This is a genomic window from Ensifer sp. 2TAB8 (assembly GCF_052115125.1).
In the GTDB taxonomy this organism is placed as follows: Bacteria; Pseudomonadota; Alphaproteobacteria; order Rhizobiales; family Rhizobiaceae; genus Ensifer.
Window position 1 is genome coordinate 128,871 of the sequence record NZ_JBFRGB010000006.1, and the last position, 24,947, is coordinate 153,817.

Genomic DNA, 24,947 nt, shown 5'->3' on the forward strand with positions numbered 1-24,947 from the left:
CGCAAGAAACGCGCAACTGTTTAGCGCAATTTGAAAGCAATTTGGCGATTGTAATCGATTAGAGTTACGTTGACTTTCGGGGCTGGCCGTCGCAAGAAAGTGCCACGCAAATCAAAACGGAGTTCCATCGGAAACCGTGTCCAGAAATCCTTTTTCCAAAGCGAAGCCGGGGCTGACGACACTGGGAGGCATCCTCCTGTTTTTCCTGGCAACCTCAAGCTCATTTCTCTTTGCCGACGAGGCGCGCGCCGATTTTCGCGTCTGCAACGGCACGCAAAATCTCGTCGGCGTGGCGATCGGCTACCGAGCCAAGGAAGGCTGGGTAACGGAGGGCTGGTGGCAGGTTCCGGCCACCACCTGCGCGACCTTGATCGAGGGCGAGCTTCAGTCACGATACTATTATCTCTACGCGGAAGACGCGGCCCGCGGTGGCCGCTGGACCGGCGACGTCAACATGTGCGTCGCCGAGAACGAGTTCAAGATCACGGGCGTACAGGACTGCTTCGCCCGCGGCTTCCAGCGCATGGGATTCAAAGAATACGACACGGGGCGGCAAGGGAGCTGGATGGTTCAGCTCTCCGAAACGCCCGGCACGCAGGAAAGCCAGAATTGATGAAGCGGAACAGAAAAGTCAAAATCCTCGCCACGCTCGGACCGGCGTCTTCCGATGAGCAGATGATCCAGAAGCTGCACGAGGCCGGGGCTGATCTGTTCCGCATCAACATGAGCCACGCGAGCCACGACGTGATGCGCACGCTGGTCCAGCGCATCCGCGCGGTCGAGGCGCGTTGCGGCCGACCGATCGGCATTCTCGGCGACCTGCAGGGGCCGAAGCTGCGCGTCGGCAAGTTTGCCGAAGGCAAGGTAGACCTCAAGGTCGGCCAGACCTTTACGCTCGACAACAGGGACGAGCCTGGCGACAACACCCGCGTTTTCCTGCCGCATCCTGAGATCCTCGAAGCGGTCAAGCCCGGTCATCGCCTGTTGATCGACGACGGCAAGCTGCATCTCAAGGCTGAAAAGACCGACGGCAAGAGCATCGTCACGACGGTGGTCGCCGGCACCAAGATTTCCGACCGCAAGGGCGTCAGCCTGCCCGATACGCTGCTGGCCGTCGGCGTCCTGACGGACAAGGACCGTTCCGACCTCGATGCGGTTCTGGCGACCGGCGAATTCGACTGGGTGGCGCTGTCCTTCGTTCAGCGTCCGGAGGATCTGGCCGAGGTTCGCAAGATCGCCCGCGGTCGCGTCGGCCTGATGTCGAAGATCGAGAAGCCGCAGGCGCTCGACCGGATCGACGAGATCATCGAGCTTTCGGACGCCTTGATGGTGGCGCGCGGCGACCTCGGTGTCGAAATGCCGCTGGAATCCGTACCCGGCCTGCAGAAGCAGCTGACGCGCGCATGTCGCCGCGCCGGCAAGCCGGTGGTCGTCGCCACGCAGATGCTGGAATCGATGATCTCCGCACCGGTCCCGACACGCGCCGAAGTCTCCGACGTCGCGACTGCCGTCTTCGAGGGTGCCGACGCGGTCATGCTGTCTGCCGAGTCCGCTTCGGGCGAGTATCCGGTGGAGGCTGTCACGACCATGGCGTCGATCGCCAGCAGCGTCGAGCGCGACCCGCACTATTCGAGCATCATCTACGCCCAGCGCACGCCGCCGGAAGCAACCGGTGCCGACGCGATCTCGCTGGCTGCCCACCAGATTGCGGAGACGCTCCGGCTCTCTGCGATCGTCTGCTACACCTCGTCCGGTACAACGGGTCTGCGCGCCGCTCGCGAGCGGCCCCAAGTTCCGATCATTGCACTCTCGCCGATCGTTCAGACGGCACGCCGCCTTTCAGTCGTCTGGGGGCTGCATTGCGTCGTTACCGAGGACGCGACGGATCTCGACGACATGGTCAACCGCGCCTGCCGTATCGTTGCGGCTGAAGGCTTCGGCAAGCCCGGCGAACGCGTCATCATCTCTGCCGGCGTGCCCCTGGGTACGCCCGGCGCCACCAACATGCTGCGCATCGCCTATATCGGCTCCGACGGCATGAGCGGCGTCTGACGCAGCCTTTGTGAATGTGCGAGGCGGGTCAGCTCTGATTGATGGCTTCGGACGACGAGATCAGGCGGGCTTCGGCCCGCCTTTTTATTTGCTCGAGATCGGTCGGCTGGCCCGCCATCTTTTCGAGTGCGGCCACGACGACGTCCGTGACCACATAGTCGGGCTTGTGGCCGAGATTGCCGATCCACAGCAGTTCCGCGCCGGGAATATCGCGCGCAAGCCCGCGGGAATGGATGTCGGCCAGGACGATGCCGTCACTGTCGCCGGTGATGATGACAGTCTGGGCAGTGATCTCGCGGTAGCGCGGTGCAGTCGCGGTCAAGTAGGCATGCAGATTGGCAATGTCGCGCGCGTTGTTGCGGAAGGTCGCGGGACGCAGCACCAGATGCGGGCCGGTCTTGTCGATGTAATCGTCGGGGCGCGGATTGGGCGAAAAGATCGAGCGGGTACCGCCCTCGATGCGCCGTTGTCCCAAAGGCGTCACCAGCGTATGGGCGAAGAGCCAGCCGATCACCGGCAGTGCGGTGAAACGGTAGTACCAGTCGATGCCGCCTGGCCAGGGGTGTGTCGCAGGTGCCAGCAGGATGAGGCCGGCGGTCCTGTCCGGATGATGCAGGGCGAAGCTTGCGGCGATCGCACCGCCGAAGGAATGGCCGACGATGACGGCGCGACCGATGCCGCGCTTGTCCATCAGCCTCGCGATCGCCGCCGCCTGGCCGTCCGGAAGATCGTTTTCCGCTCCGCCACGCTCGGAATAGCCGTGGCCGGGACGATCGACGAACAGCATCTCGGCGCGGTTATCAAGGGCGGGCGCGAAGGCGTGCAGCTGGTCGAGCAGATTGCCGCTGGCGCCATGGATGAAAACCACAGCCGGCAGGTCGGCCTTGCCGCTCGCCGGCAGGTGTACGCTGTTCAAGCGGTAACCGCCGATGTCGATCAATTCGCCGACATTGGGAAACCGACGCGCGAAGACCCGTGCGTGCCACAGGCTGTAGGCGATGCCGACAAGCGTCAGTCCTATGAAAAGGAGGGTGCCTGGAAACATTGTCCCTATCTGTCTTCCGGCGTCGCCGGCTCGTTGGCGCGCGCCTGAAAATGCGCTGTTTCAGCGGGCGGTGAGCGCATCAGCTGCCACCGTGGCCAGATGTCGTCCACGGCGCGCCTGCGGGCAAGCACGAACTCGGGCAGCGCGGTATCCCGGTCGCCCCTGTTGTAACGGGTGTCGGTTCGATCGACAACGAGGACCGGAGGTGCGCCGAATTGATCGGCAGTGATGTCGACGATGAAGTCGCCGCATTCGACCCAGGCGTGGCTTTGCCAGCTGCCCTCGTGGAAGAAGCCGAATGGACCGATTTCCGGTTCGTTGGGGTCCGCGCGCGGTGTGCCCGAGGCCCAGACGACGTCAAATCCTTCGGTACTCAAGGCCCGCACGAGAAACAGGCTTGAGCGGCCGCAGGTCCATTGCGAGGGAAGTGCCGGCAGATCGCCGCCCCAGGCCCGATGCCATTCCAACCAGATTGGTTCCATGAAACGGCGCGCGGCCGTTGCTATCTCGAGCAGTGCGGTTTCATGGGCCGGGAGGGACGTTGACGGGGGGCTGCAATCGACGATGTCGTGTGCGGTCAGGTCTTGCTGCCGGCGAGCTTCTCGGCGAGTTCGCCCAATCGCTCCTGAGCCTTGCGGTCGGCGGGATAGATGTTCAGGAACTGCTCCCAGGCCCGCATGGCAAGCTCGTCCTTACCGGAGGCGTCGAGGATCGCGGCCATGCCCGCGAGCGCGCCGAAATGGCGCGGTTCGATCGCCAGCACCCGGTTGATGTCCGACATGGATTTCCGGTAGTTGCCCATAGCGTAGTGCAGCGTCGCGCGGCGGTTCCAGCCTTCGACATAATTGGGCGCAAGCGTGATCACCTGGTCGAGGATGTCGAGTGCCGCCGCCTGCTTGTTGTCGGTGATGGCCTTGTCGGCCCATTGCATCAGCAGATTGACGGTGGCGCTGCCGGAATCCTGCCATTCCACACGAATCTGGTTGGCGAGCTCACGCGCCTTGTCTGCGTCGCGTTCCTTCTTGAGGTCTGCGAACAGGGCATCCAGTCGTTGCTTGGGTGTGGTGAGGCTGGCGGATTCGGTCTGGGCCGGTGTTTCCGCCGCGAGAGAGAAACTGCCAGCTCCTAGGGAGGTGGCGAGCAGGGCGGTACACGCCAGAATCAAGGGTACAAAAACTCGCATGGCGAGCATGTTAGCTCGCCATGGGACAACTTCATAATCAAATCTGGGACATCGCCGAAGCGATGTCCGCATCCCCGCAGAGATCAGCCCTGACGAGCCTTGAAGCGCGGGTTGGACTTGTTGATGATGTAGATGCGGCCCTTGCGACGAACCAGACGGTTTTCGCGGTGACGGGTCTTCAGCGACTTGAGCGAATTCTTGATCTTCATTTTCCTGATCCGCAGGTTTCGGGGAACGAAAATTCGCCCGGTATCTCTAACAATCAAAAGCGCGCCGGTGAGCGCGCTCCTTTAAGGTGGGATGGCAAATACCGCGTCACCCCTAACGTGTCAACCGCAAGACGCCGCATTTTGGCGTCTCGACCCGCATTTCTGTGGCTTTCAGCCGCGCAGGAGCTGTGTGACGTGGCCCATCTTGCGGCCGGCGCGTGCCTCGGTCTTGCCGTAGAGGTGCACCAGGACATCGTCCTTGGCAAGCCATGCCGGAACATCGTTGAGGTCGTCGCCGATCAGGTTCTGCATGACGCAGTCGGAGTGGCGGCGCGGATTGCCGAGCGGCAGACCCGAGACGGCACGGATATGCTGCTCGAACTGCGAGACGACGCAGGCCGCCTCCGTCCAATGTCCGGAATTGTGCACGCGCGGCGCCATCTCGTTGGCGATCAGGCTGCCGTCCGAGAGCACGAAGAACTCGACGCCGATGACGCCGACATAGCCAAGTGCATCGAGGATCGCTTTGGCGGCCTTGCGGGCAGCGTCCGCCGTAGCGTCGCCGACTGCCGCCGGCACCGTCGAGGTGTGAAGGATGCCGTTGCGGTGCACGTTCTCGGCCGGATCGAAGCAGGCGACCGTGCCATCTGTCGAGCGGGCGGCGATGATCGAGATTTCGCGCTCGAAGGGCACGAAGCTCTCAAGGATCAGGGGGACGCCGCCGAGCGCTGCAAAGGCGCCGGCCGGACTGTCATCGGAGGAACGGAAGACGCGCTGTCCCTTGCCGTCGTAGCCGAGGCGGCAGGTCTTGAGCACGCCGGTCCCGCCGAAATCGGCAAGGGAAGCCTCAAGGTCTGCCTGGCTGTCGACAGCGTGAAAGCGCGCAGTCGCAATGCCGCAGTCATTGATGAAGCGTTTTTCGACGAGGCGGTCCTGGGCCACTTCCAGCGCTTTCGGCGGCGGGAAGACGGGGCGTTTCGCGGCGAGCCGTTCGGCAGCCGCGACCGGCACATTCTCGAACTCATAGGTGATGATGTCGCTGACAGCGGCGAGCTGGCTAAGCGCGGCTTCGTCGTCATAGGCAGCAATGATCTGCTCGTTCGCCACCTGTGCCGCCGGACAGTCAACCTGCGGCTCGAGGATGACGGTGCGGAAGTTCAATCGGGCAGCTGCCATTGCCAGCATGCGGCCGAGCTGACCGCCGCCGATAATGCCGATGGTGGTCATGCGTCGTCCACCGGGTATTCGGCGACCGAAATCGTCTGCTGCTCACGCCAGTCGTCAAGCCTGTCGGCGAGATCGTCGTCGCTGAGCGCGAGCACGGCTGCGGCAAGCAGCGCGGCATTCACGGCGCCGGCGCGGCCGATCGCGAGCGTGCCGACGGGAATGCCGGCCGGCATCTGGACAATCGAGAGCAGGCTGTCCTGCCCGGAAAGCGCCTTCGACTGCACCGGTACGCCGAAGACCGGGAGCGGCGTCATCGAGGCACACATGCCCGGCAGATGGGCCGCACCACCGGCCCCGGCGATGATCACCTTGAAGCCCTCGTCGCGCGCGCCCTTGGCGAAGTTGACGAGCCGATCGGGGGTGCGATGGGCGGAAACGATGCGGGCCTCATAGGGAATGTCGAGCGCGTCGAGCGTATCGGCGGCGTTCTTCATCGTCTCCCAGTCCGACTGGCTTCCCATGATGATGGCGACGGGTGGGGTCGTGGTGTCGATCACGTCTATCCTGTTCCGGTTCAGGCGATGATGTCGGGGATGATCTGGTCTTCGATCTTGCTGATCTTGTCCTTGATCGCCAGCTTCTTCTTCTTCATGCGCTGGATCCTCAGCGCGTCGCAGCCGGTCTCGATCATGGCATTGATGGCAGCGTCGTAGTCTTCATGTTCCTGCCTCAGCCGTGCGGCGGTCAGTCTGAGTTCGGCCTGGTCCTGGTCCGGCATGCAAAGCGATCCCCATCAGCCCGGTTGCGAAGTCCTCCTCGAACCGGAATTTCATCCGCCGCTCTATCACATCTTGGGCGGTAACGGGAAGTTATCCGTCGTCATCATTTCGCCTTCGACAAATGAAAAATGGCGTGGCAGAGTAGTAAGGTTACAACCATGGAACATCCGGCATTTGCATGCCGGATGCAAGCAAAAGGAAGGGACTGCCAAATGACTGTTGAGGCTCATCTTGCAACGCTTGAGAAAAAACATGGCGTCCTGGAGCAGGAGCTCCATGCGGCACTGAATCAGCCGTCGGTGGAAGACGAACTGATCTCTGACATCAAGCGAAGGAAGCTGCGCATCAAGGACGAAATCGAAAGGCTTCGCTCCTCAACTCACTGATTATCAACGGTATTTCCTAGGACTATCGGGAAGCGCCATCTCCCCTCTGAGTAGGCGCGACAAGGTTTAGAACCAATCCCCCACGACGGAAGATACGGAATGCTGGACCGGGCTTGGAGCCCGGTCTGTTTTTTTGGACGCCGCGCGTTCGCGGCTTCCGGACTCAGGACCAGAACTGGTCGAGCCAGAGATTGAGGCGGTCGAAACCGGGCCGGTTGATCGCGTAGATGCGCCGGGTGCCGCTTGCCGAAACCGAGACCAGATTGCAATCCAGCAAGGCCTTCAGGTGCTGCGATACGGCCGGGCGGCTGATCGGCAGACCCTCCGCCAGTTCGTTCACCGTCTTTGGCGCGCGCCGCAGTTCCTCCAGCAGGTGGCGCCGGTTCGGGTCCGCAATGGCATCGAAAGGGTCCGCGATCGTCATGGCCGGACGTTAGGCGAAATTTTGCGAAGCAGCAAGAAATTTGTGCGATGCGGAATGCTAATTTTGCTTTGCAATATTTCCGCAATACTTGGGGCCGCGGTTCAGCCGCCTGCGGCCAGGCTGTTGATACCGTCCCACAGCAGTTTCGAGCCTGCGATGAAGGCCATGGTATACATGAAGGGGTAGAATATCTGCGGCTTCATGCGGCGAACGATCCAGGCGCCGCACATGGTTGCGACGATGGCGAGCGGAAAGAGCGTCGCCGAGATTTTCAGGTTGCTGAGATCCAGTTGCCCGAGCGCGAAATAGGGGATGAGCTTCACCGCATTCAGGATCGCGAAGAAGCGCACGATGGTGCCGGTATATTCGCGCGGATCGAGTTGCAGCGGCAGCGCGTAGATCTGGAAAGGCGGGCCGCCGGCGTGCGCGACGAAGCTGCCATAACCGGCAAAGGAGCCCCAGAGTGTCGCCGGCCCGGCCCGCTGCTTCTTCGGCGCGATCGTGATGCCAAGGCGCATGCGCCAGACATTGTAGACGTATCGGAGCACGAAGAGCACGGTGATCAGGCCGATGATGAGGCGAAGGAGGTCACGCGAAACATAGGCCGAGGTCGCCCAGCCGATGACGATGCCGGCGATGGCGCCGGGCAGCAGCATGAAGAGCGTGGTGCGATCGCCATGTTTGCGCCACATCCAGAGCGAAACGAGGTCCATGGCGATCAGGATCGGGAGAAGAAGGGCGGCCGCCTGGACGGGGGACACCGCCATCGACAGGATCGGGACGCCCATCAGCGACAGCGCTTCCCCCATGCCGCCCTTGCTGAGGCCAACGAGCAGAACTGCCGGAATGGCGATAAGATAGAAGTCGAGATCAGGAAGCATGGGTGGCGGTTGATCCTTTTGCAGTCTCCGTCTATCGGTTTTCCCAAATGAAATCGAGCGCTGGTTTCGCCACCCTGGCGGATGCAGCCGGAAATGGATGTCTTGATATGACAACAGAACGTTGCCGCCTGGTGCTGATCGCGCCCGATATGCCCGATGCGGCCGAACGCGCGAAGGTGCTTGCCGATGCGCTGAAGGGCGGTGACGTCGCCTCGGTGATCGTTCCGCAATACGGGCTGGACGATTCCGAGTTCCAGAAACATGCCGAGCGCCTTGTTCCGGTCATCCAGGAGGCTGGTGCCGCTGCGCTCATCGAGGGCGACTCTCGCGTCGCTGGTCGCGCCAAGGCCGACGGCCTTCACATTGCCGGCAATGCGGAAGCGCTTGGTGATGCGGTCGAGAAACACACGCCGAAGCTGATCGTCGGCGGGGGCAACGCGGCTGATCGTCACCATGCACTTGAGATCGGCGAGGTGCGCCCCGACTACGTGTTCTTCGGCAAGACCGATGGCGACATCAAACCGGAGGCGCATTCGAAGAACCTGGCGCTGGCGGAGTGGTGGGCCTCGATGATCGAGATCCCCTGCATCGTCATGGGCGGCACGGACCCGGAATCGGCACTGGCTGTCGCGGAGACGGGGGCTGAGTTCGTGGCGCTTCGTCTTGCTGTCTTCGGCGAACCGGGACAGGCGCCTTCGGTCGTTGCTGCGGTCAACGCACTTCTTGACGAAAAAGCGCCACGGTTTGAAGATTAAGACGTTTCGATGTTGAGCCGTCTGCCTTCCCGATTGAGTCGAGGTCTTTCCCTTGTTGCCATGGCGGTCGCCCTGGCGCTGCCGGCGCATGCGCAGGAGCAGAAGGGTGGTGGCGAGGACGCCGGCGTCGAAAAGCGTGGTCGCATTACGCCCTTCAACGGGGCGGCGATGCCGGAGGGCGCGACGCCGACCGGCAACAAAGATGACAAGTCGGCTGGTGGTCCCGGCAAGAAGCCTGCCGATGGTACTGTCCCATCTTCCGGCGTCGGTGTTTTCGATCGCATGGGTGCCGAATTGCCGGCATTGCCTGCGGAAAAGCCCTTTACCGGCAAGGTGGACGACGCCTATGGCGCGTTCCAGCGTGGCTATTACCTGACCGCGATGGACCTGGCGCTGCCGCGGGCGCAGCTCGGCGACCCGGCGGCACAGACGCTGATCGCCGAGATCCTGCAGCAGGGCCTGGGCGTCGTGCGCAATCCCCAGCAGGCCGCCTTCTGGTACGGCCAGGCCGCGGAAAAAGGCGATCCCGCCGCGATGTTCAAATACGCGCTGATCCTGATGGAAGGCCGTTACGTCAAGCGCGACCGGAAGAAGTCCGAAGAGCTGATGAAGAAGTCGGCCGATCTCGGCAATGGCTCGGCGCAATTCAACTACGGCCAGACGCTCGTCGCCGACAATCCCGGACCCAAGGGGCTGAAGCTGGCGATGCCCTATTATGAAAAGTCGGCCGAACAGGGCATCGCGGACGCGCAATATGCGTTGTCGCAGATCCTGGTCAATGTCGACGGCATCGAGGAAAGCAAGCGGGCACGGGCGCGCGAGTGGCTGATCCGCGCGGCGCGGGCGGGCTTCGACACTGCGCAGCTCGACATTGCGATCTGGATGATCGAGGGCATTGCCGGAGACAGGAACCTGGAAGACGGCTTTGGCTGGATGAAGCGGGCCGCCGAGGGCGGCAACGTGGTTGCGCAGAACCGGCTTTCGCATCTCTATGTCAATGCCATCGGCACAAGGCCCAATCCGGTCGAGGCGGCGAAATGGTATGTGCTTTCGCGCCGCGCCGGTCTCAAGGACGATGCGCTCGAAGACTTCTATCTCGGCCTCAACGAAGAACAGCAGAAGCAGGCGCTCAGCGCCGCCAACAAGTTTCGCCGGAGCTGAACGGCCCCGGTTGCAGCGGAATCGGCCGCAGCCTTTGGCCGAAACGCTATTTCGCTTGAATTTGTGGGCCATTTGTGGTTCTGAGGCCGCGGTTTTGCTCGTGGCGCCGCGACTGTTTGCGGCGACGGCGAGCGGAGTGAGAATTCACTCGGTTTTTTGACGACGGAGCTCAATCTGCAGCTTGCCCTCAGTCCTTGGATCGTATCCGATCGAAGGAATTGCAGTGGGCCGGCGATGCGGCCCATGTTCCGTCAAGCAGGTTCAACGTCCGATCGAGTGCGCTCGATCGGCCTTCGTTTTCAAGGGATCGCCAGATGGCCCGTTCAGCTCTTCTCAATGTCATGGTTCAGGCCGCCTTCAAGGCCGGCAAGTCGTTGGCCCGCGATTTCGGCGAAGTCCAGAACCTGCAGGTCTCGCTCAAGGGACCGGGCGACTATGTTTCGCAGGCCGACCGCAAGGCCGAGAAGCTCATCCGCGAAGAACTCCTGAAGGCACGCCCGACCTACGGCTTCCTCGGCGAGGAAGGCGAAGAGATCATCGGCACCGATGGCGCGCATCGCTGGATCGTCGATCCGCTCGACGGCACCACCAACTTCCTGCACGGCATCCCGCATTTCGCCGTTTCGATCGCGCTCGAGCGTCAGGGCGAAATCGTCGGCGCCGTTGTCTTCAACCCGGCGACGGATGAACTCTACACCGCCGAGCGTGGTGGCGGCGCGTTCCTCAACGACCGCCGTCTGCGCGTCGCAGCGCGCAAGCACCTTTCCGATGCCGTGATCGCGACCGGCACGCCGCATCTCGGCCGCGGCAACCACGGCAAGTACCTCATCGAACTGCGCCACGTGATGGGTGAAGTCGCAGGCATCCGCCGTATGGGCGCCGCCTCGCTCGATCTCGCCTATGTCGCAGCCGGCCGCTACGACGGTTACTGGGAGCGCGACCTCGCCGCCTGGGATATTGCTGCCGGCGTGCTGCTGATCCGCGAGGCTGGCGGCTGGACGACCGACATCAACGGTGGCGCCAAGCCGGTCGAAGATGGCTCGATCGTTTGCGGCAACGAATACATCACCAAGGCGCTCAAGGACGTCGTGCACCGTCCGGTCCCGACGAAGTAAGCAGCGATCCCATTCCTGTGCTCGGCCTCCGGCGCTCACCCGCGTCGGAGGCCTTGTTTTTCCGGTTGATCCGGAATGAGGCAACACGACAGCGCCACATGCCTGTGCCTATCTAAGGCGGTCGCAGCCGTTGCCTCACTTTGAGAAACGGCTGAATTTCATCCTTGAATCGATTTCGGTTTCGGGAATTATGCAGTAGGCTCCGGGCCGGCGCGGCGCCGTTCCGTCAAGTAAAAACCGGGAGATACTTATACCCATGACGCAACTGCATCTGTCCGGGTGGAACGGTCGGGAAGGCGTGGAAGAAGGCTATAATCCGCACAAGCTTTCGAGCCCCATGCACTATTTCTGGATCATGGTGGTCTTCCTGATCATCGTCGGTTTCGTGGGCGCAATCCTCTTTCGGCAGGCACACAACGCCTTTCTGGCCAACCCCGGCCTCAATGGCTTGATCCTCGGGGTGCTCTTGATCGGCATCCTGCTCGTCTTCAACCATGTGCTGGGCTTGCGCCCCGAAGTGCGTTGGTTCAACTCTTTCCGCGCCGCCGGCAGCGCCGACAAGGTGGGCCGCGACCCGGTGCTTTTGGCACCGATGCGGGCGCTGATCGGCGCCCGCCAGACGGCGATCTCGACGACGGCGTTGCGCTCCATTCTGGATTCGATTGCGACCCGCCTCGATGAATCCCGCGATATCTCGCGCTACCTGACCGGCCTTCTAGTGTTTCTCGGCCTGCTCGGTACCTTCTGGGGTCTCTTGGGCACCATCGGTTCGATCAACACGGTCATCCAATCGCTGGATGCAGGTTCAGGAACCACCGAGGACATTCTGGCGGCATTGAAGAGCGGCCTCTCGGCGCCGCTCACCGGCATGGGTACGGCATTCTCGACGTCGCTCTTTGGTCTTTCCGGCTCGCTGATCCTCGGCTTCCTCGACCTGCAGGCCGGCCGTGCGCAGAATCGTTTTTACACCGAGCTTGAAAACTGGCTTTCCTCCGTCACCGATGTCGGTTCGGAGCTGACGCCGTCGCTCGATGCGCCTTCGGGTGCCCCGGTGGAGGAGCTGAAGAAGCTCACCGATCAGCTGGTACGTCTCAATCAGGAGGGCGGCTCGAGCCAGCGAACGACTGCCGCCATGGCAAGCCTTGCCGAAGGCATCCAAGGGCTGGTGAAAAACATGCGTGGCGAGCAGCAGATGCTCCGGGACTGGATCGAAGCGCAGCAGGAAGAGGCCAAGGCGATGCGCAGGACGCTCGACAAATTGTCGTCCCGCATCGGCGGCGATCGCATCGCCGTCACCAGCGAGAGGTCGTCTGTGCCGGCCAAGGTCGGACAGTTGGACGAGACCGGAGGAGAGTAATCCATGGCGCTCGCCCGTAAAGGCCGCTCGCAGCGCACGATCGATTATTGGCCGGGTTTCGTCGATGCGCTGTCGACGCTCCTGCTTTCGATCATGTTCCTGCTCACTGTCTTCGTTCTCGGGCAGTTTCTGCTGAGCCGCGAAATCAGCGGCAAGGATGAGGTGCTGACCCGACTGAACAGCCAGATCAACGAACTCACCCAGCTGCTGGCGCTCGAGAAAAGCGGCAAGCAAGATCTCGAGGATTCGCTGGCCAATCTCCAGGCATCGCTTTCCCAGTCGGAAGGCGAACGTTCACGGCTCCAGGCGCTGCTCGACCAGGGCGCCGGCAGCAGCGACGCGGCCAACCAGAAGATCGGACGGCTCGGCACCGAGCTCGAGAACGAGCGTGATGTCAGCGCCCGGGCGATGAGCCAGATCGAGCTTCTGAACCAGCAGATCGCGGCGCTGCGCAACCAGATCGCCGCTATCGAGGTCGCGCTTCAGGCATCGGAAGCGAAGGACCAGGCATCGCAGACGAAGATCGCCGACCTCGGCCGTCGCCTGAACGTGGCGCTTGCCCAGCGGGTACAGGAACTCAACCGTTACCGCTCCGATTTCTTCGGACGCCTGAGGGAAATTCTCTCCGATCGCGAAAACATCCGCATTGTCGGCGACCGCTTCGTGTTCCAGTCGGAAGTGCTGTTCCCGTCCGGTGGCAGCGATCTCAATCCCGACGGGCAGACAGAAATGGCGAAACTCGCCTCGGCACTGCTTGATCTTGCCAAGGAAATCCCGGCCGAGATCAACTGGGTGCTGCGCGTCGATGGCCACACCGACAACGTCCAGCTCTCTGGAACCGGCCGTTATGCCGACAACTGGGAGCTTTCTTCGGCGCGCGCGACGTCGGTGGTGAAGTTCCTGATCTCGAAGGGGGTCCCTGCTGATCGTCTGGTGGCAGCCGGCTTCGGCGAATACCAGCCGATTGCACCGGGCGAAACCCCGGAGGCCCGGGCCCAGAACCGCCGTATCGAGCTCAAGCTGACCGAAAAATAGGACGCGCTTCCGAAACATGCGGCGGTCAACGCCCGACTCTTGAATTGACCTTGACGTACGCGTAACAGTTTCAGCAGCCGTTCATGGGTGGCGGCAGTTCTTGCTCGTCCGAATAGATGCGCGGCGCTGTCTGGGGATGCAGGGGAGGGCATTTCATGGATTGCGATGTGTTGGTCGTCGGCGCAGGCCTTGCCGGCCTCGTCGCCGCCTCGGAGGCGGCTGCCGTTGGCCGCCGGGTCATCGTTCTCGATCAGGAAGGCGAACAGAACCTTGGCGGTCAGGCGTTCTGGTCGCTGGGTGGTCTGTTCTTCGTCGATAGTCCCGAGCAGCGACGCATGGGCATCCGCGACACGCGGGAGCTTGCCTTGCAGGACTGGATGGGGTCGTCTCAGTTCGACCGTCCCGAAGACCATTGGCCGCGGCTTTGGGCGGAAGCCTATCTCGACTTTGCCGCCGGCGAAAAGCGTCGCTGGCTGCATTCCCTCGGCATGCGCTGGTTCCCCGTCGTTGGCTGGGCCGAACGCGGCGGCGGGCTTGCCCATGGTCACGGCAACTCGGTGCCGCGCTTCCACGTCACCTGGGGCACCGGGCCGGCGGTGCTCGAACCCTTCGTGCGCTTGACGCGAGAGGCGGAAAGCCGCGGTCTCGTGCGCTTCCGGTTTCGCCATCGGGTCGATGAGCTCGTCACCACCGATGGAAAGGTGACGGGTGCCCGCGGTGCGCTGCTGAAGGAAGATCCGGTCGGGCGCGGCGAGCGCAGTTCCCGCGACGTCGACGGCGATTTCGAGATTTCGGCAGGGGCTGTCATCGTCACCTCGGGCGGTATCGGCGGCAACCATGATCTCGTTCGCCGCAACTGGCCGCGCAAGCGGCTCGGTCAACCGCCAGCAACCATGGTCTCGGGCGTGCCGCATCACGTCGACGGGCGCATGCTGGAGATCGCCAGTCGCGCACGCGGCTCGGTCATCAACTCAGATCGCATGTGGCACTATACCGAGGGGGTTCGAAACTTCGATCCGATCTGGCCGGAACACGGCATCCGCATCTTGCCCGGCCCATCGTCCTTCTGGTGCGACGCCGATGGCAATCGTTTTTCCGCCCCTGCGATGCCCGGCTTCGATACGCTCGGCACATTGCAGGCGATCCGCGACAGCGGTCACGACTACAGCTGGTTCATCCTGACGCGGGCGATCATCAAGAAGGAATTCGCGCTCTCCGGCTCGGAACAGAACCCGGATCTGACCGGCAAGAGCATCGCGTTGCTCCTGAAACGGCTCGGCAAGAACCCACCCGGGCCGGTCCAGGCTTTCATGGACAGGGGCGAGGATTTCATCGTCCGCGACCGGCTTGAAGACCTGGTGCCGGCGATGAACGCGCTGACGGGCGAGAACCGGCTCTCGCTCGACCATCTTCGCCAGCAGATCGAGGCGCGCGACCGCGAAATCACCAACCCGTTCTCCAAGGATGCGCAAGTCACCGCGATCCGCGGTGCCCGTGCCTATCGCGGCGATCGGCTGCTGCGCACGGCCAAGCCGCACCGGTTGCTCGATGCGAACGCCGGGCCGCTGATCGCCGTTCGCCTGCATATCCTGACGCGCAAAACGCTCGGCGGCCTGCAGACCAACCTCTCGGGCCAGGTGCTCGAACAATCCGGCGAGCCGGTCCCGGGCCTCTATGCCGCCGGCGAGGTCGCCGGTTTCGGCGGCGGCGGCATGCATGGCTACAATGCGCTCGAAGGCACCTTCCTTGGCGGCTGCATCTTCTCCGGCCGGATGGCGGGGCGGGGTGCAGCGGGGGCATGATTGGCCGCTCTTCGAAAGGTACCTCACCTTCTCCCCGCATTGTGGGGAGAAGGTGGCGGCAGCCGGATGAGAGCGCTTCGCTTCCCTCACCGCTGGGATGAGGGCCGCATTCGCGAAGTCAAATCAAATGCCTGTCGATCAATCCATCTGCACATTCGCGTCGCGCACGACCGGCGTCCACTTCGCGAGTTCCGCACTTACATGGGTGCCGAGCTCCTCAGGCGTCGAGCCGACGATCTTGGCGCTGAATTCCTTCATGCGTTCGATCACGGCGGGATCCTTCATGGCCCTGTTTGCCGCCTCGTTGAGGCGAGCGACCACCGGCTGCGGCGTGTTCGCCGGGGCAAAGAGCGCGTTCCAAGTGTAGGTCTCGTAGCCCGGGATGCCGGCTTCGGCAACGGTCGGCACATCGGGGAAGGAGGGCGCGCGTTCCGCCGTGGTGACGGCCAGCGCCCGTAGCGTTCCCGCCTTGATGTGGCCGGAGGAGGAGGGGAGGTTGTCGAACATGATCGGCACCTGGTTGCCGATGACGTCGTTCAGTGCCGGGCCGGCGCCCTTGTAGGGGATATGCTGCATGCTGACGCCAGCCATCTTCTTGAACAGTTCGCCGGAGAGATGCAGCGGCGTGCCGTTGCCGGAGGACGCGTAGCTGTATTCGTCGGGCTTGGCCTTGAGCAGTGCCAGCAGTTCCTCGACATTCTTGGCGGGAAGCTCGGGATTGACGACCAGCACGTTGGGCACGACGACCAGCAGCGAGATCGGCGCGAAGTCCTTCTCCGGATCGTAGGGTTTGGTCTTGAGGATCAGCGGGTTGAGTGCGTGGGTGGCGACGGTCCCCATCAGGATCGTGTAGCCATCCGGATCGGCGCGCGCGACATTGGCCGCCCCGAGATTGCCACCGGCGCCGGCGACGTTCTGGACGATCACCTGTTCGCCGAGGTCTTCCGACATTTTCTGTGCGACGATGCGCGCGACCACGTCGGTCGAGCCGCCGGCGGCGAAGGGAACGACCATCGTTATCGGTCGGTCCGGGAACCCCTGGGCCAGGGCCGAGGTGCCAAGGGGCAGCGCCGATAGCGCCACCAGGCCCAGCGTCAGGGTTGCGCGCCGGGTCAGGTCCGAAAATGCCATGCGTGTTCCTCCCACTTGTTCAGCAAACAGCAAACCGGCCCGCACCGCATGACACCCTAAATCGAGATGGGTTCAGGGGCGAAATCATGCAGCCGTTCAGTGTGTAACAGCAACCTTAGCGCGTCCGAACGCACGTGCGGCGCCGCAGGCCGGCCCCATAGCAATAGGGCGCGGCCGTCGGCGGACAACCGTCTGGTGTAAAATCGAAACGGGCGGCGTATGAACCGCCTCAGGCGGTTCAGCTCTGCGTCGCGACGAACAGCGCCTCGGCGCCGTGGTTGAACTGCAGCCGCGCGAGCTTGGCGTAGAGGCCGCCCTGGCGGATGAGGGAGACGTGCGTTCCTTCCTCGACGATCCGGCCGTGATCCATGACCAGGATGCGATCGGCCTTCAGCACGGTCGCCAGCCGGTGGGCGATGATAACGGTGGTGCGCTCGCGCAGCAGGCCATCGAGGGCCTTCTGCACCAACGTCTCGCTTTCGGCATCGAGCGCCGAAGTGGCCTCATCGAGAAGCAGGATCGGCGCGTTCTTCAGGATCGCGCGGGCAATGGCGATGCGCTGGCGCTGGCCGCCCGACAGCGTGATGCCGCGTTCGCCGACGCGCGTGTCGTAGCCATTATCGAGGCGGTTGATGAACTCGTCAGCCTGGGCAGCCGCGGCTGCGGCGCGCACCGCCTCCCGCGTCGCGCCGGGCATGCCGAAGGCGATGTTGTCGTGGACGGACGACGCGAAGATGGTGACATCCTGCGGCACGATCGCCAGCCGGTCGCGCAGCTCCTTCGGATCGACGGTTCGAACATCGAGCCCATCGACCGTCACCGCGCCCTTGGCAGGATCGTAGAAGCGCAGCAGCATGGAGAAGACCGTGCTCTTGCCGGCGCCGGAAGGACCGACGATCGCGACGGTCTCGCCCGGCTTGATCGCAAAGCTGAGGCCGTTCAGGCTCTTGTAGTCGGGTCGCGCCGGATAGGCGAAGTAGACGTCGTCGAAGGAGATGGCGCCGGAGGTGGGTACGGGCATGGCAACGGGGTTTGCCGGTGCCTGGATCTCGGGGACCTCGGTCAGCAGTTCGTTGAGCCGTTCGGCGGCGCCGGCGGCCTGCGAAAGTTCGCCCCAGACTTCCGAGAGCGAGCCGAGGCTGCCGGCGGCAAAGACCGAGTAGAGCAGGAACTGGCCGAGGGTGCCGGCGGAAAGGTTGCCCGACAGCACATCATGCGCCCCGAACCAAAGCACGGCGACGACGCTGCCGAAGACCATGGTAATGGCGAAGGCGGTCAGCACCGAGCGCGCCTTGATGGCGGCGCGCGCAGCGCCATAGGCATCCTCGACGGCGGCGCCGAAGTGGTTGTTGGCGAGTGCTTCGCCATTGAAGGCCTGCACGGTGCGGGATGCCGCGATCGCTTCGCCGGCAAAGGCCGATGCGGTGGCAAGCGTATCCTGTGCCTCACGCGAGCGGCGACGGACGGAGCGGCCGAAGCCGACGAGCGGGAAGACGATGATCGGGATGGCGATGAGCACCAGGCTCGAAAGCTTGGGACTGGTGTAGACCATCATGCCGATGGCGCCGAGACACAGGATCAGGTTGCGCAGCGCCACCGAGGCGGTGGCCCCGACCGCGGACTTGACCTGGGTTGTATCGGCCGTCAGCCGCGAGACGATCTCGCCGGACTGATTGACGTCGAAGAAGGAGGCGGAAAGCCGGGTGACGCGGTCGAATACGTTGCGCCGGAGGTCGGCAACGATGCGCTCGCCGAGCGTGATGACGAAGTAGTAACGCGCCGCACTCGCCAGGGCGAGCACGATGGCGAGCATCATCAGCATCGAAAAGTAGGTGTTGATGAAACCGCTATCGGGACTGGAGAAGCCGTTGTCGACCATGCGCCTGACCGCAAGTGGCAGCGCCAGGGTCGTCACCGCGGCGAGGATCAGCGAAACGCCTGCGCCGATGACCAGATGGCGGTAACGGGCGAGATACGGCAGAAGCGTGGCGAGAGGGCGGATGGATTTGCGCGCCGGCGCCTGGATTTCTCGTTTTGACACTTGACCCCTTTCGCCAACCACGGAGGAAAGGGTTTGCCCATGAGTCTTCCGCGCGGCACTTGTTATCCCGCAGACCTTGATGTATAGGCACGGCATCGAATTGGGAAGCCGTGGCCTTCAGGCGGTCCGCGGCTTCATTTACGTGTTCGGTCTCGAAGTCGCAATGCCTTGCGACAATTGGACCCTGGAACTCTAGGAAGATCGTTATGAAGGCAGACATCCATCCCGATTACCACGTCATCAAGGTAGTCATGACTGACGGCACCGAATATGAAACCCGCTCGACCTGGGGTTCTGAAGGCGCCACCATGAACCTGGAAATCGACCCGAAGTCGCACCCGGCTTGGACGGGCGGCAACCAGCAGCTCATGGACCGCGGCGGCCGCGTCTCCAAGTTCAAGAAGCGTTTCGAAGGCCTCGGCCTCTAATCGAACGCCTCTTCGGCATTCTCAAAGCCCGGCCATTGCGCTGGGCTTTTTGTTGGCCGATCGACAGGTCGGAGCGCCTGCCGTCACTCGGGAAGACCCGCCTTGCGAAGGCCATCGACGAAATGCGCAAGCACAGCGTCGTCACGGAACGGTTCGGTCGCGGCCCAGTGGCGGATCGTGAAATCCGGGTTGGTGACGAGAAACAGGTCCACCTCCGTGCGCGCCTCCTCGAGGCGGCCGAGTTGGGCGAGGCTTGCCGCAAGAAACCGGCGTGAACTCGTGCGATAGGTCTCGTCGCCCCGCAGCGTCTCGATCGCGGCTGCATAGTCGCCGGCGGCATATTGCGCCTGACCGAGCGCCAGATAGTACCAGCTTGCTGGGAAAGGGTTCAGCCGGAACGCCTTGCGAATATGGGCGAGGCCCTCTTCGATCCGCCCTGCGAGAACGTCGATGTCGGACAATGCCGCCCAGGCGTCCGCCTCGTTCGGATCGAGTTCGATCGCCTTGGCGAATTCCGTATCCGCTTCCTCAAAGCTCTGCTCGTAGGCGAGAAGATAGGCCAGGATCCATCGGCTGCCGGCATCGTCCGGGTCGATCGCTACAGCTTTGCGCGCCAGCTTCAGGGCAGCGCTGCGGGCCTCCTGTGTCGGTCCGCCGGCATGCACCTTTCCCATCCAGTGGTTCATCGCCAGCCAGCGGTAGGCTTCGGCATAATCGGGTTCGAGCGAAACCGCACGGGTCAGCATCAGGTGTGCTTCCTGGGCTGCCTGCGGCGTATCGTCCATCAGCCTGCGGGCGCGCGCGCACAGATCATAGGCCTCTAAGTTGTTGGGCCGCTTGCGGGGGCGCGGCTGTGGACGCAGATGCCCGAGCAGCGCTTCCACGATCCTCGCCGTGACCTCGTCCTGAACGGCAAAAACGTCTTCCAGGCTGCGATCGAAACGTTCCGCCCAGAGTTGCTCGCCGTTCTGCGCGTCAACCAGTTGCGCATTGATGCGCACGCGTCCTGCAGCACGCCTGGCGCTGCCCTCCAACAGGTAGCGCACGCCGAGATCATTCGCGATCGTGCGCACGTCCACCGCCTTGCCCTTGTAGGCAAATGACGAATTGCGCGCGATGACGAACAGGCCGGGGATCCAGGAAAGGTCGGTGATCAGATCTTCGGTCAGCCCGTCCGCGAAGGGCTCCTGCTCGGGATCCTTGCTGACGTTGACGAAGGGCAGAACGGCGATCGACGGTTTGTCCGGAAGGGAGAGCGGGTGTCGCTTTGCCGCACCGAGCTGCCTCGTGTTTCCGGTGAAGCGGTAGCCGACACGTGGGACCGTCGATATCCACTCGCCACCATCAGCAGCGGGGCCAAGCAGCTTTCGGAGCTGCGCGATCTGGACGGTGAGATTGCCTTCCTCGACAGCCGTTCCCGGCCACGCGGCATCCATCAGGTCGGCCTTGCCCAGGATCTCACCGGCGCGTCCGACGAGTGCTGCAAGCAATCTCAATCCGCGATAGCCGATGGCAACCGGATCCTCGCCTCGGAGAAGCGTTCCCGCACCCGGATCAAGCACAAAGGGACCAAAGGCGAAGCGCGTTACCTGCATGGGCGCATCTATAGTGCGTTTGGACGTTTTTGAGAACTTTTTGGAGGCGCTTAATTACGGTCGGGTTCGTGTCCTGCAGAATTCATCGGTCTTTCGGGCCGACTTTGGAGGCTGCCATGAACCACATCCCTATTCCTGTAGACCGACACCAGGCGGTGCCGTCAGTTGCCCTGCGCAGGGCGGCAGGTCGAGATCGAGGTCGCCAAACGTATCTTGCCGGCATGGGGCGGCTGCCGGAATGAATACGGATCAACAGTCTCCGTCTGTCGCAACGGTGCGCCGTCCGTTGCGCGACATAACCTTGTCGCAGGAACAGCCGATCCTGTGGGCGGGGATCGCCGGCACGATCGCGACCGTCACGGTGTTCGCGGTCGCCCAGGGGCTGACCTATCCGCTGCTCAGCTTCATCCTGGAGCGGCAGGGAACGACGCCGGGACTGATCGGCCTGTCGGCGGCAATGACGCCGCTGGGTTTCATCGTTTCCGCGCCTCTCATTCCGGTGCTGGTTCGGCGCCTGGGGGCGGCGTGGCTTGCCATCCTGTGCTCGATGTGCGCCGCGCTCATCCTGATCGCCATCGCCTGGACGCAGGACCTCTGGGCCTGGATGCCGCTGCGTTTCCTGCTCGGCTTCTTTGCCAATCCGCTTTCGGTGATCAGCGAAACCTGGCTGATCACCGTCACTCCACCGTCGCGCCGGGGCCGCATCATGGGTCTCTATTCTTCGATCGTTTCGGGTGGCTTCGCCCTAGGTCCGCTGTCGCTCGGTCTCTTCGGCGCGGAGGGCTGGCCGCCCTTCCTGATCGGTATCGTGGCCTTCGTCCTCTGCGGCATGATCTTGCTCGCCATCGTGCCGCGCCTGCCTGAAATGCCGCAGGACGGCGAAGCAACGTCCGTCGGCGGCTTCCTGGCACTGGCGCCGCTCCTCCTGTTTGCGGTTTTCACCGCTGCCGCTTTCGAGCAGACCCTGCTTTCGCTGTTCGCCACCTATGGTGCCACGCTCGCAAGTGCCGAGGAGCGGATCGCCTCACTCCTTACCTGTTTCATTGCCGGCAATGCGCTGCTTCAGGTTTTTCTCGGACGCATGGCCGAGAGGGTAGGCTCGATGCGGGCGATGTTGTTCTGTGTGCTCGTCTCGCTGGCCGGGTGCCTGCTACTGCCGTGGGCCTTCAATTCCTGGCTCGTCTGGCCGCTCGTTTTCCTCTGGGGCGGTGTCTCATTCGGCATCTACACGATGGCGTTGATCCAGCTCGGCGAACGGTTCGCCGGCCAAGCGCTGATCGCCGGCAACGCGGCCTTCGCGGTTGCCTGGGGTCTCGGCGGCATCGTGGCGTCGCCTGCGGCGGGCCTGGCCATGCAGTGGATCGGGCATCAGGGGCTGCCGCTGGCTCTTGGCTCCCTTAGCGGCGTGTTGGCGTTGTTTCTGCTGTCGAAGCTGCGTCCTTCGCGATCGTGACGACACGCAACGCAACAAAAAACCCGGCGCGATGGCCGGGTCCCGTTTCGGTATTCTGAAGAGGCAATCAGTTGGTGCCAAAGGCCGTCTGCAGCAGCTTGATCTGCGCCTTGACGCCATTCTGGTTGTCCGGAACGATCGCGGCTGCTTCGTTCGGGCGGTAGATTTCGCGGTCGAGCAAAGCGACGCGGTTCTGCAGACGCAGCGAGCGTTCGATCAGGTCACGGAAGGATTCCGGCAGTTCGGCCCAGCCCGGAGCGGACTTGTCGACGTTGAAGCTGTCGAGGCGCACCTTGCTCTTTTCCGACATCACCTGGTCGCGGCTCATCTCGCCGTTGTTGACGGCGCGCTGCAGCAACAGCCACGAGGCCATCTGCATCAGACGGGTGGTGAGCCGCATGGACTCGGCCGCATAGAGCACCGATGCCATGCGCGGCAGAACCTTCGAGGCGGCGCGTCCGGAACCATCGAGATAGGTGGCCGTTTCCTCGACCAGACCCATGCCTTCCGAATAGAGCGTCTTGAATTGTGCCGAGGACGCTGCGTGTCCTGCGAAACTGACCGTATTCAATCCTCTCTCGGACATGACCTGTTTTCCCTGGTTCAAACGCATCACGACAGTCAGGTAGTGGATGACTATAGGAAAGAAATCCTTGCCATCTCTATGCTCGAAGAATGATCCGATAGCGCATTTCGCGCAAGGGCATTCTTAAGAAAGGGTTAATCTCCACAGTTCTTTAGCGAAAGCTATGCCAAAATAAAAAAAGAGCCGCGGAAAGCGGCTCTCAAGGTAAAACAGGGAGAAAAATCAGACCCATTCGCCAGTCGGAGAAATTGTCTGAAACCGGAAAGCTCCGGATGCCCTGACAATCGCAGATAATGCTTAATGTGCCGTTAAACACGGCCCGATTTGCTGCGCTGCAACCCCTCTTGCAAGGCTTCAGCGAAACAGGCTCTCGGCGGCGGACCGGCTTGCGGATTTGCGCGTCCGCTCGGCTTCGAGCCGGGTGATCTCTTCGGTTAACAACGCAATGCGCTGGGTCAGTTCATCGACAGAAAGCAGCGAAAGATCACTGCCGATTTCGTGCACCAGCTTCTTTTGTGGTCGGTCGTCGTCAAACAGGCTCATCCGTCTGATCCTCCCATTTCTGGTTGTTGTCCGGTTCGTTACGCGCTTCCTCAAGCGGGGCAGCGCGCGGCGAAAGCTGCAGGCTTTCCGGTGTCGTCGGCGCGCCGGCATTGACCGGCGAGAAGGCATCGCGGTCGGAGACCGGCACGGGCGCGCGCATCCGGCTGCGGATGATGGCATAGGCTGTGATCAAAATGTGGGCACAGGCGGTAATCATGAAAAGGCCGTAGGGACCGGCGGCCGTCATGACCGGACCGCCGATCGTCGGGCCGATGATCGTGCCGATGCCATAGAGCAGCAACAGGCCGCCGGAAACCTTCACGAAGTCCTCGGCGGTCGCAAAGTCGTTGGCATGGGAAACGGCGATCGGATAGAGCGCATTGGCCGCAGCACCGTAGATCGCGATCAGCGTCAGCACGATCCAGACCTGGCTCGGCTCGATCAGGAAGATCAGCAGGCCGGCGAAGGCGCCGACGCCGGCAAGCGCGGCCAGCACATAGCGCCGGTCGATGCGGTCGGAGAGACGGCCTGCCGGAAGCTGCATCACCGCACCTGCGAAGATCGCCACGCTCATCATCGCTGCGACCGTACTGTCGGAAAGGCCGGCCTGCCGACCGAAGACGGCGCCGAGCGTGCCGAAAGCGCCATTGGCGATGCCGACGAGCAGGATGCCGAGGAAGGAGACCGGCGAGTTGCGGTAAAGCGCCCGCAGGTCGAGGCGGACCTGCTTCAGTGGCTGCGGCGTGGCGGCTTTGGACAGCAAGGTCGGCAGCATGGCAAGGCAATAGAGAATGCCGCAGATCATGAAGAAGATGCTGGTCGAGGTATCGCCGAAGGGGATCATCATCTGGCCCCCGACGACGCCGAAGAGCGTGATGGCGATGTAGAGCGAGAAGATGACGCCACGGCTCTCGTTGGTGGCGCGTTCGTTCAGCCAGCTTTCAATGATCATCGAGGTGCCGGCGGTGGCGAAGCCGGTCAGCGCACGCAGGATCAGCCACCAGGTCGGATCGATCATGATGCCGGTCAACAACGCGACGATGGCGATGAGAGAGGCGAAGACGCTGAAGGCGCGCACATGGCCGATGCGCTTGACGATGTTCGGGGCGAAGAAGCAACCGAGAACGAAGCCGGCTGCCCAGGATGTGCCGATCAGGCCAAGGATGGTGGTCGGATATCCCTCAGCGGTACCGCGAACGGGAAGAAGCAACCCCTGGAGACCATTGCCCAGAAAGAGAAACAACGTGCCGAGCAGGAGGGCGGCAACCGGGAGCAGGTTCTTTCTCATCATCCATCCGAATTTCGTTCTGCCGTCAGCAAGTTAGGGCGGTGCCTTATGAATTGCCAGCCGGTTTCTCTTTACAGCGCTTTGATTACAGTGCCTTGAGTGGCCGTATAATTCCTTCGATCGGTGACGATTGGAGGAAACATGCGGCCGCCGGTCATTGCAAATCGCTCACGGAAACACTAGCCCTTTTTGCCAAGCGCAGCGTATCGCTAGTCCTTGGGGGAGGCGGTGCTCCGTGCGACGAATAGTGCCGGCGTTGCGAACGCTTTGCCGGCTGAGGCAGCCTCCCGGAAGACGAGGGCAACATGCAGAAGGCGCTCGCGCTTATCCTGCTCCTGGCAATGGGCATCCAGCTCCTGTGGCCGCTCGGAATCCCGGGTTTGCGCCGCCGTCGCGATTTCTGGAAGATCGCTGTTTTCGCCATCGTGATGATGATGGTGACGGTACTGATCCGGCCCTAGCCAGCTCATCCTGTCTCTAAGTACCCGTTTCCTTGGAAACTCCGGCGCCGATTGCCCGATGCTATTGGGT

At 62.8% G+C, this 24,947-nt stretch carries 27 protein-coding genes; 12 read left to right on the top strand and 15 right to left on the bottom strand.

Going from position 1 to position 24,947, the window contains the following annotated elements; translation table 11 throughout:
* The first annotated feature begins 136 nt into the window (after window positions 1-136).
* Together AB4Z53_RS12935 and pyk are read left to right on the top strand one after the other, a co-directional pair.
* Window positions 137-613, top strand: a complete 477-nt coding sequence (locus AB4Z53_RS12935; RefSeq protein WP_113540860.1) for a DUF1036 domain-containing protein — start codon at window positions 137-139, stop codon at window positions 611-613.
* Window positions 613-2,052, top strand: coding sequence for a pyruvate kinase (pyk, locus tag AB4Z53_RS12940; protein WP_441596222.1), 1,440 nt, complete (start codon window positions 613-615; stop codon window positions 2,050-2,052). The genes AB4Z53_RS12935 and pyk overlap by 1 nt, the downstream gene beginning before the upstream one ends.
* A 28-nt stretch (window positions 2,053-2,080) precedes the next feature.
* Here pyk and AB4Z53_RS12945 read toward each other — a convergent pair whose 3' ends face one another.
* The 7 genes from AB4Z53_RS12945 to AB4Z53_RS12975 form a co-directional block, all read right to left on the bottom strand.
* The gene (locus tag AB4Z53_RS12945; RefSeq protein WP_441596224.1) at window positions 2,081-3,097 is read right to left on the bottom strand and encodes an alpha/beta fold hydrolase; all 1,017 of its coding nucleotides are present in this window, start codon (window positions 3,095-3,097) and stop codon (window positions 2,081-2,083) included.
* 5 nt (window positions 3,098-3,102) lie between these two features.
* A complete protein-coding gene (locus AB4Z53_RS12950; RefSeq protein ID WP_441596226.1) occupies window positions 3,103-3,579 on the bottom strand; it encodes a hypothetical protein in 477 nt (158 codons plus the stop codon).
* A gap of 95 nt (window positions 3,580-3,674) precedes the next feature.
* Window positions 3,675-4,289: a hypothetical protein gene (locus AB4Z53_RS12955; RefSeq protein ID WP_113540864.1), complete on the bottom strand. Its 615-nt coding sequence runs from the start codon at window positions 4,287-4,289 to the stop codon at window positions 3,675-3,677.
* 74 nt (window positions 4,290-4,363) lie between these two features.
* Complete coding sequence (gene ykgO, locus AB4Z53_RS12960; RefSeq protein WP_034806120.1) at window positions 4,364-4,489, bottom strand: type B 50S ribosomal protein L36; 126 nt, start codon at window positions 4,487-4,489, stop codon at window positions 4,364-4,366.
* Between the two features lie 171 nt (window positions 4,490-4,660).
* Entirely contained in the window at window positions 4,661-5,716 is a 1,056-nt protein-coding gene (locus tag AB4Z53_RS12965) for a 5-(carboxyamino)imidazole ribonucleotide synthase (protein ID WP_441596228.1), read from the bottom strand.
* On the bottom strand, window positions 5,713-6,177 hold the full coding sequence (purE, locus tag AB4Z53_RS12970) for a 5-(carboxyamino)imidazole ribonucleotide mutase (protein ID WP_291161767.1): 465 nt from the start codon (window positions 6,175-6,177) through the stop codon (window positions 5,713-5,715). The genes AB4Z53_RS12965 and purE overlap by 4 nt, the downstream gene beginning before the upstream one ends.
* A 53-nt stretch (window positions 6,178-6,230) precedes the next feature.
* Entirely contained in the window at window positions 6,231-6,434 is a 204-nt protein-coding gene (locus AB4Z53_RS12975) for a YdcH family protein (RefSeq protein ID WP_057254651.1), read from the bottom strand.
* A gap of 213 nt (window positions 6,435-6,647) precedes the next feature.
* Between AB4Z53_RS12975 and AB4Z53_RS12980 the strand changes: the two genes are divergently transcribed.
* Window positions 6,648-6,821, top strand: coding sequence for a YdcH family protein (locus AB4Z53_RS12980; RefSeq protein ID WP_113540867.1), 174 nt, complete (start codon window positions 6,648-6,650; stop codon window positions 6,819-6,821).
* 163 nt (window positions 6,822-6,984) lie between these two features.
* Here the strand turns inward: AB4Z53_RS12980 and AB4Z53_RS12985 are convergent, their stop codons facing one another.
* Window positions 6,985-7,245: an ArsR/SmtB family transcription factor gene (locus tag AB4Z53_RS12985; RefSeq protein WP_034806124.1), complete on the bottom strand. Its 261-nt coding sequence runs from the start codon at window positions 7,243-7,245 to the stop codon at window positions 6,985-6,987.
* Between the two features lie 101 nt (window positions 7,246-7,346).
* Window positions 7,347-8,126, bottom strand: a complete 780-nt coding sequence (locus AB4Z53_RS12990; RefSeq protein WP_113540868.1) for a sulfite exporter TauE/SafE family protein — start codon at window positions 8,124-8,126, stop codon at window positions 7,347-7,349.
* A 107-nt stretch (window positions 8,127-8,233) separates the two neighbouring features.
* On the opposite strand from AB4Z53_RS12990, the gene AB4Z53_RS12995 reads away from it, so the two are divergent.
* The 6 genes from AB4Z53_RS12995 (at window position 8,234) to AB4Z53_RS13020 (ending at window position 15,351) form a co-directional block, all read left to right on the top strand.
* On the top strand, window positions 8,234-8,881 hold the full coding sequence (locus AB4Z53_RS12995) for a thiamine phosphate synthase (RefSeq protein ID WP_113540869.1): 648 nt from the start codon (window positions 8,234-8,236) through the stop codon (window positions 8,879-8,881).
* 9 nt (window positions 8,882-8,890) lie between these two features.
* On the top strand, window positions 8,891-10,042 hold the full coding sequence (locus AB4Z53_RS13000; protein WP_113540870.1) for a tetratricopeptide repeat protein: 1,152 nt from the start codon (window positions 8,891-8,893) through the stop codon (window positions 10,040-10,042).
* Window positions 10,043-10,356: 314 nt separating this feature from the next.
* Window positions 10,357-11,157: an inositol monophosphatase family protein gene (locus AB4Z53_RS13005; protein WP_113540871.1), complete on the top strand. Its 801-nt coding sequence runs from the start codon at window positions 10,357-10,359 to the stop codon at window positions 11,155-11,157.
* A 256-nt stretch (window positions 11,158-11,413) separates the two neighbouring features.
* Window positions 11,414-12,514 (top strand): flagellar motor protein MotA, encoded by a 1,101-nt coding sequence (locus tag AB4Z53_RS13010; RefSeq protein WP_113540872.1) that lies wholly within the window; start codon window positions 11,414-11,416, stop codon window positions 12,512-12,514.
* A 3-nt stretch (window positions 12,515-12,517) separates the two neighbouring features.
* Window positions 12,518-13,549: a peptidoglycan -binding protein gene (locus AB4Z53_RS13015; RefSeq protein WP_113540873.1), complete on the top strand. Its 1,032-nt coding sequence runs from the start codon at window positions 12,518-12,520 to the stop codon at window positions 13,547-13,549.
* A 155-nt stretch (window positions 13,550-13,704) separates the two neighbouring features.
* Window positions 13,705-15,351 carry an FAD-binding dehydrogenase gene (locus AB4Z53_RS13020; RefSeq protein ID WP_113540874.1) on the top strand — a complete coding sequence of 549 codons (1,647 nt, stop codon included), beginning with the start codon at window positions 13,705-13,707 and terminating at the stop codon, window positions 15,349-15,351.
* A gap of 138 nt (window positions 15,352-15,489) precedes the next feature.
* On the opposite strand, the gene AB4Z53_RS13025 is transcribed toward AB4Z53_RS13020, so the two are convergent.
* Together AB4Z53_RS13025 and AB4Z53_RS13030 are read right to left on the bottom strand one after the other, a co-directional pair.
* Window positions 15,490-16,482 carry a Bug family tripartite tricarboxylate transporter substrate binding protein gene (locus tag AB4Z53_RS13025; protein WP_291161759.1) on the bottom strand — a complete coding sequence of 331 codons (993 nt, stop codon included), beginning with the start codon at window positions 16,480-16,482 and terminating at the stop codon, window positions 15,490-15,492.
* Window positions 16,483-16,720: 238 nt separating this feature from the next.
* Window positions 16,721-18,619, bottom strand: a complete 1,899-nt coding sequence (locus AB4Z53_RS13030; RefSeq protein WP_441596232.1) for an ABC transporter transmembrane domain-containing protein — start codon at window positions 18,617-18,619, stop codon at window positions 16,721-16,723.
* A gap of 110 nt (window positions 18,620-18,729) precedes the next feature.
* On the opposite strand from AB4Z53_RS13030, the gene rpmE reads away from it, so the two are divergent.
* The gene (gene rpmE / locus AB4Z53_RS13035) at window positions 18,730-18,951 is read left to right on the top strand and encodes a 50S ribosomal protein L31 (protein ID WP_034806140.1); all 222 of its coding nucleotides are present in this window, start codon (window positions 18,730-18,732) and stop codon (window positions 18,949-18,951) included.
* Window positions 18,952-19,034: 83 nt separating this feature from the next.
* Here the strand turns inward: rpmE and AB4Z53_RS13040 are convergent, their stop codons facing one another.
* Complete coding sequence (locus tag AB4Z53_RS13040; RefSeq protein WP_441596234.1) at window positions 19,035-20,546, bottom strand: winged helix-turn-helix domain-containing tetratricopeptide repeat protein; 1,512 nt, start codon at window positions 20,544-20,546, stop codon at window positions 19,035-19,037.
* A gap of 238 nt (window positions 20,547-20,784) precedes the next feature.
* Here AB4Z53_RS13040 and AB4Z53_RS13045 point away from each other — a divergent pair, with 238 nt between their 5' ends.
* Complete coding sequence (locus AB4Z53_RS13045) at window positions 20,785-21,999, top strand: MFS transporter (protein WP_113540878.1); 1,215 nt, start codon at window positions 20,785-20,787, stop codon at window positions 21,997-21,999.
* A 67-nt stretch (window positions 22,000-22,066) separates the two neighbouring features.
* Here AB4Z53_RS13045 and rcdA read toward each other — a convergent pair whose 3' ends face one another.
* The 3 genes from rcdA to AB4Z53_RS13060 all read right to left on the bottom strand — a co-directional run bounded on the left by rcdA (window position 22,067) and on the right by AB4Z53_RS13060 (window position 24,416).
* Complete coding sequence (rcdA, locus tag AB4Z53_RS13050; RefSeq protein WP_113540879.1) at window positions 22,067-22,585, bottom strand: protease adaptor protein RcdA; 519 nt, start codon at window positions 22,583-22,585, stop codon at window positions 22,067-22,069.
* Between the two features lie 354 nt (window positions 22,586-22,939).
* A complete protein-coding gene (locus tag AB4Z53_RS13055; RefSeq protein ID WP_113540880.1) occupies window positions 22,940-23,128 on the bottom strand; it encodes a DUF1192 domain-containing protein in 189 nt (62 codons plus the stop codon).
* The gene (locus AB4Z53_RS13060; protein WP_113540904.1) at window positions 23,115-24,416 is read right to left on the bottom strand and encodes an MFS transporter; all 1,302 of its coding nucleotides are present in this window, start codon (window positions 24,414-24,416) and stop codon (window positions 23,115-23,117) included. The genes AB4Z53_RS13055 and AB4Z53_RS13060 overlap by 14 nt, the downstream gene beginning before the upstream one ends.
* A gap of 305 nt (window positions 24,417-24,721) precedes the next feature.
* Between AB4Z53_RS13060 and AB4Z53_RS13065 the strand changes: the two genes are divergently transcribed.
* Window positions 24,722-24,877 carry a hypothetical protein gene (locus tag AB4Z53_RS13065; RefSeq protein WP_113540881.1) on the top strand — a complete coding sequence of 52 codons (156 nt, stop codon included), beginning with the start codon at window positions 24,722-24,724 and terminating at the stop codon, window positions 24,875-24,877.
* Window positions 24,878-24,947: the final 70 nt, after the last annotated feature.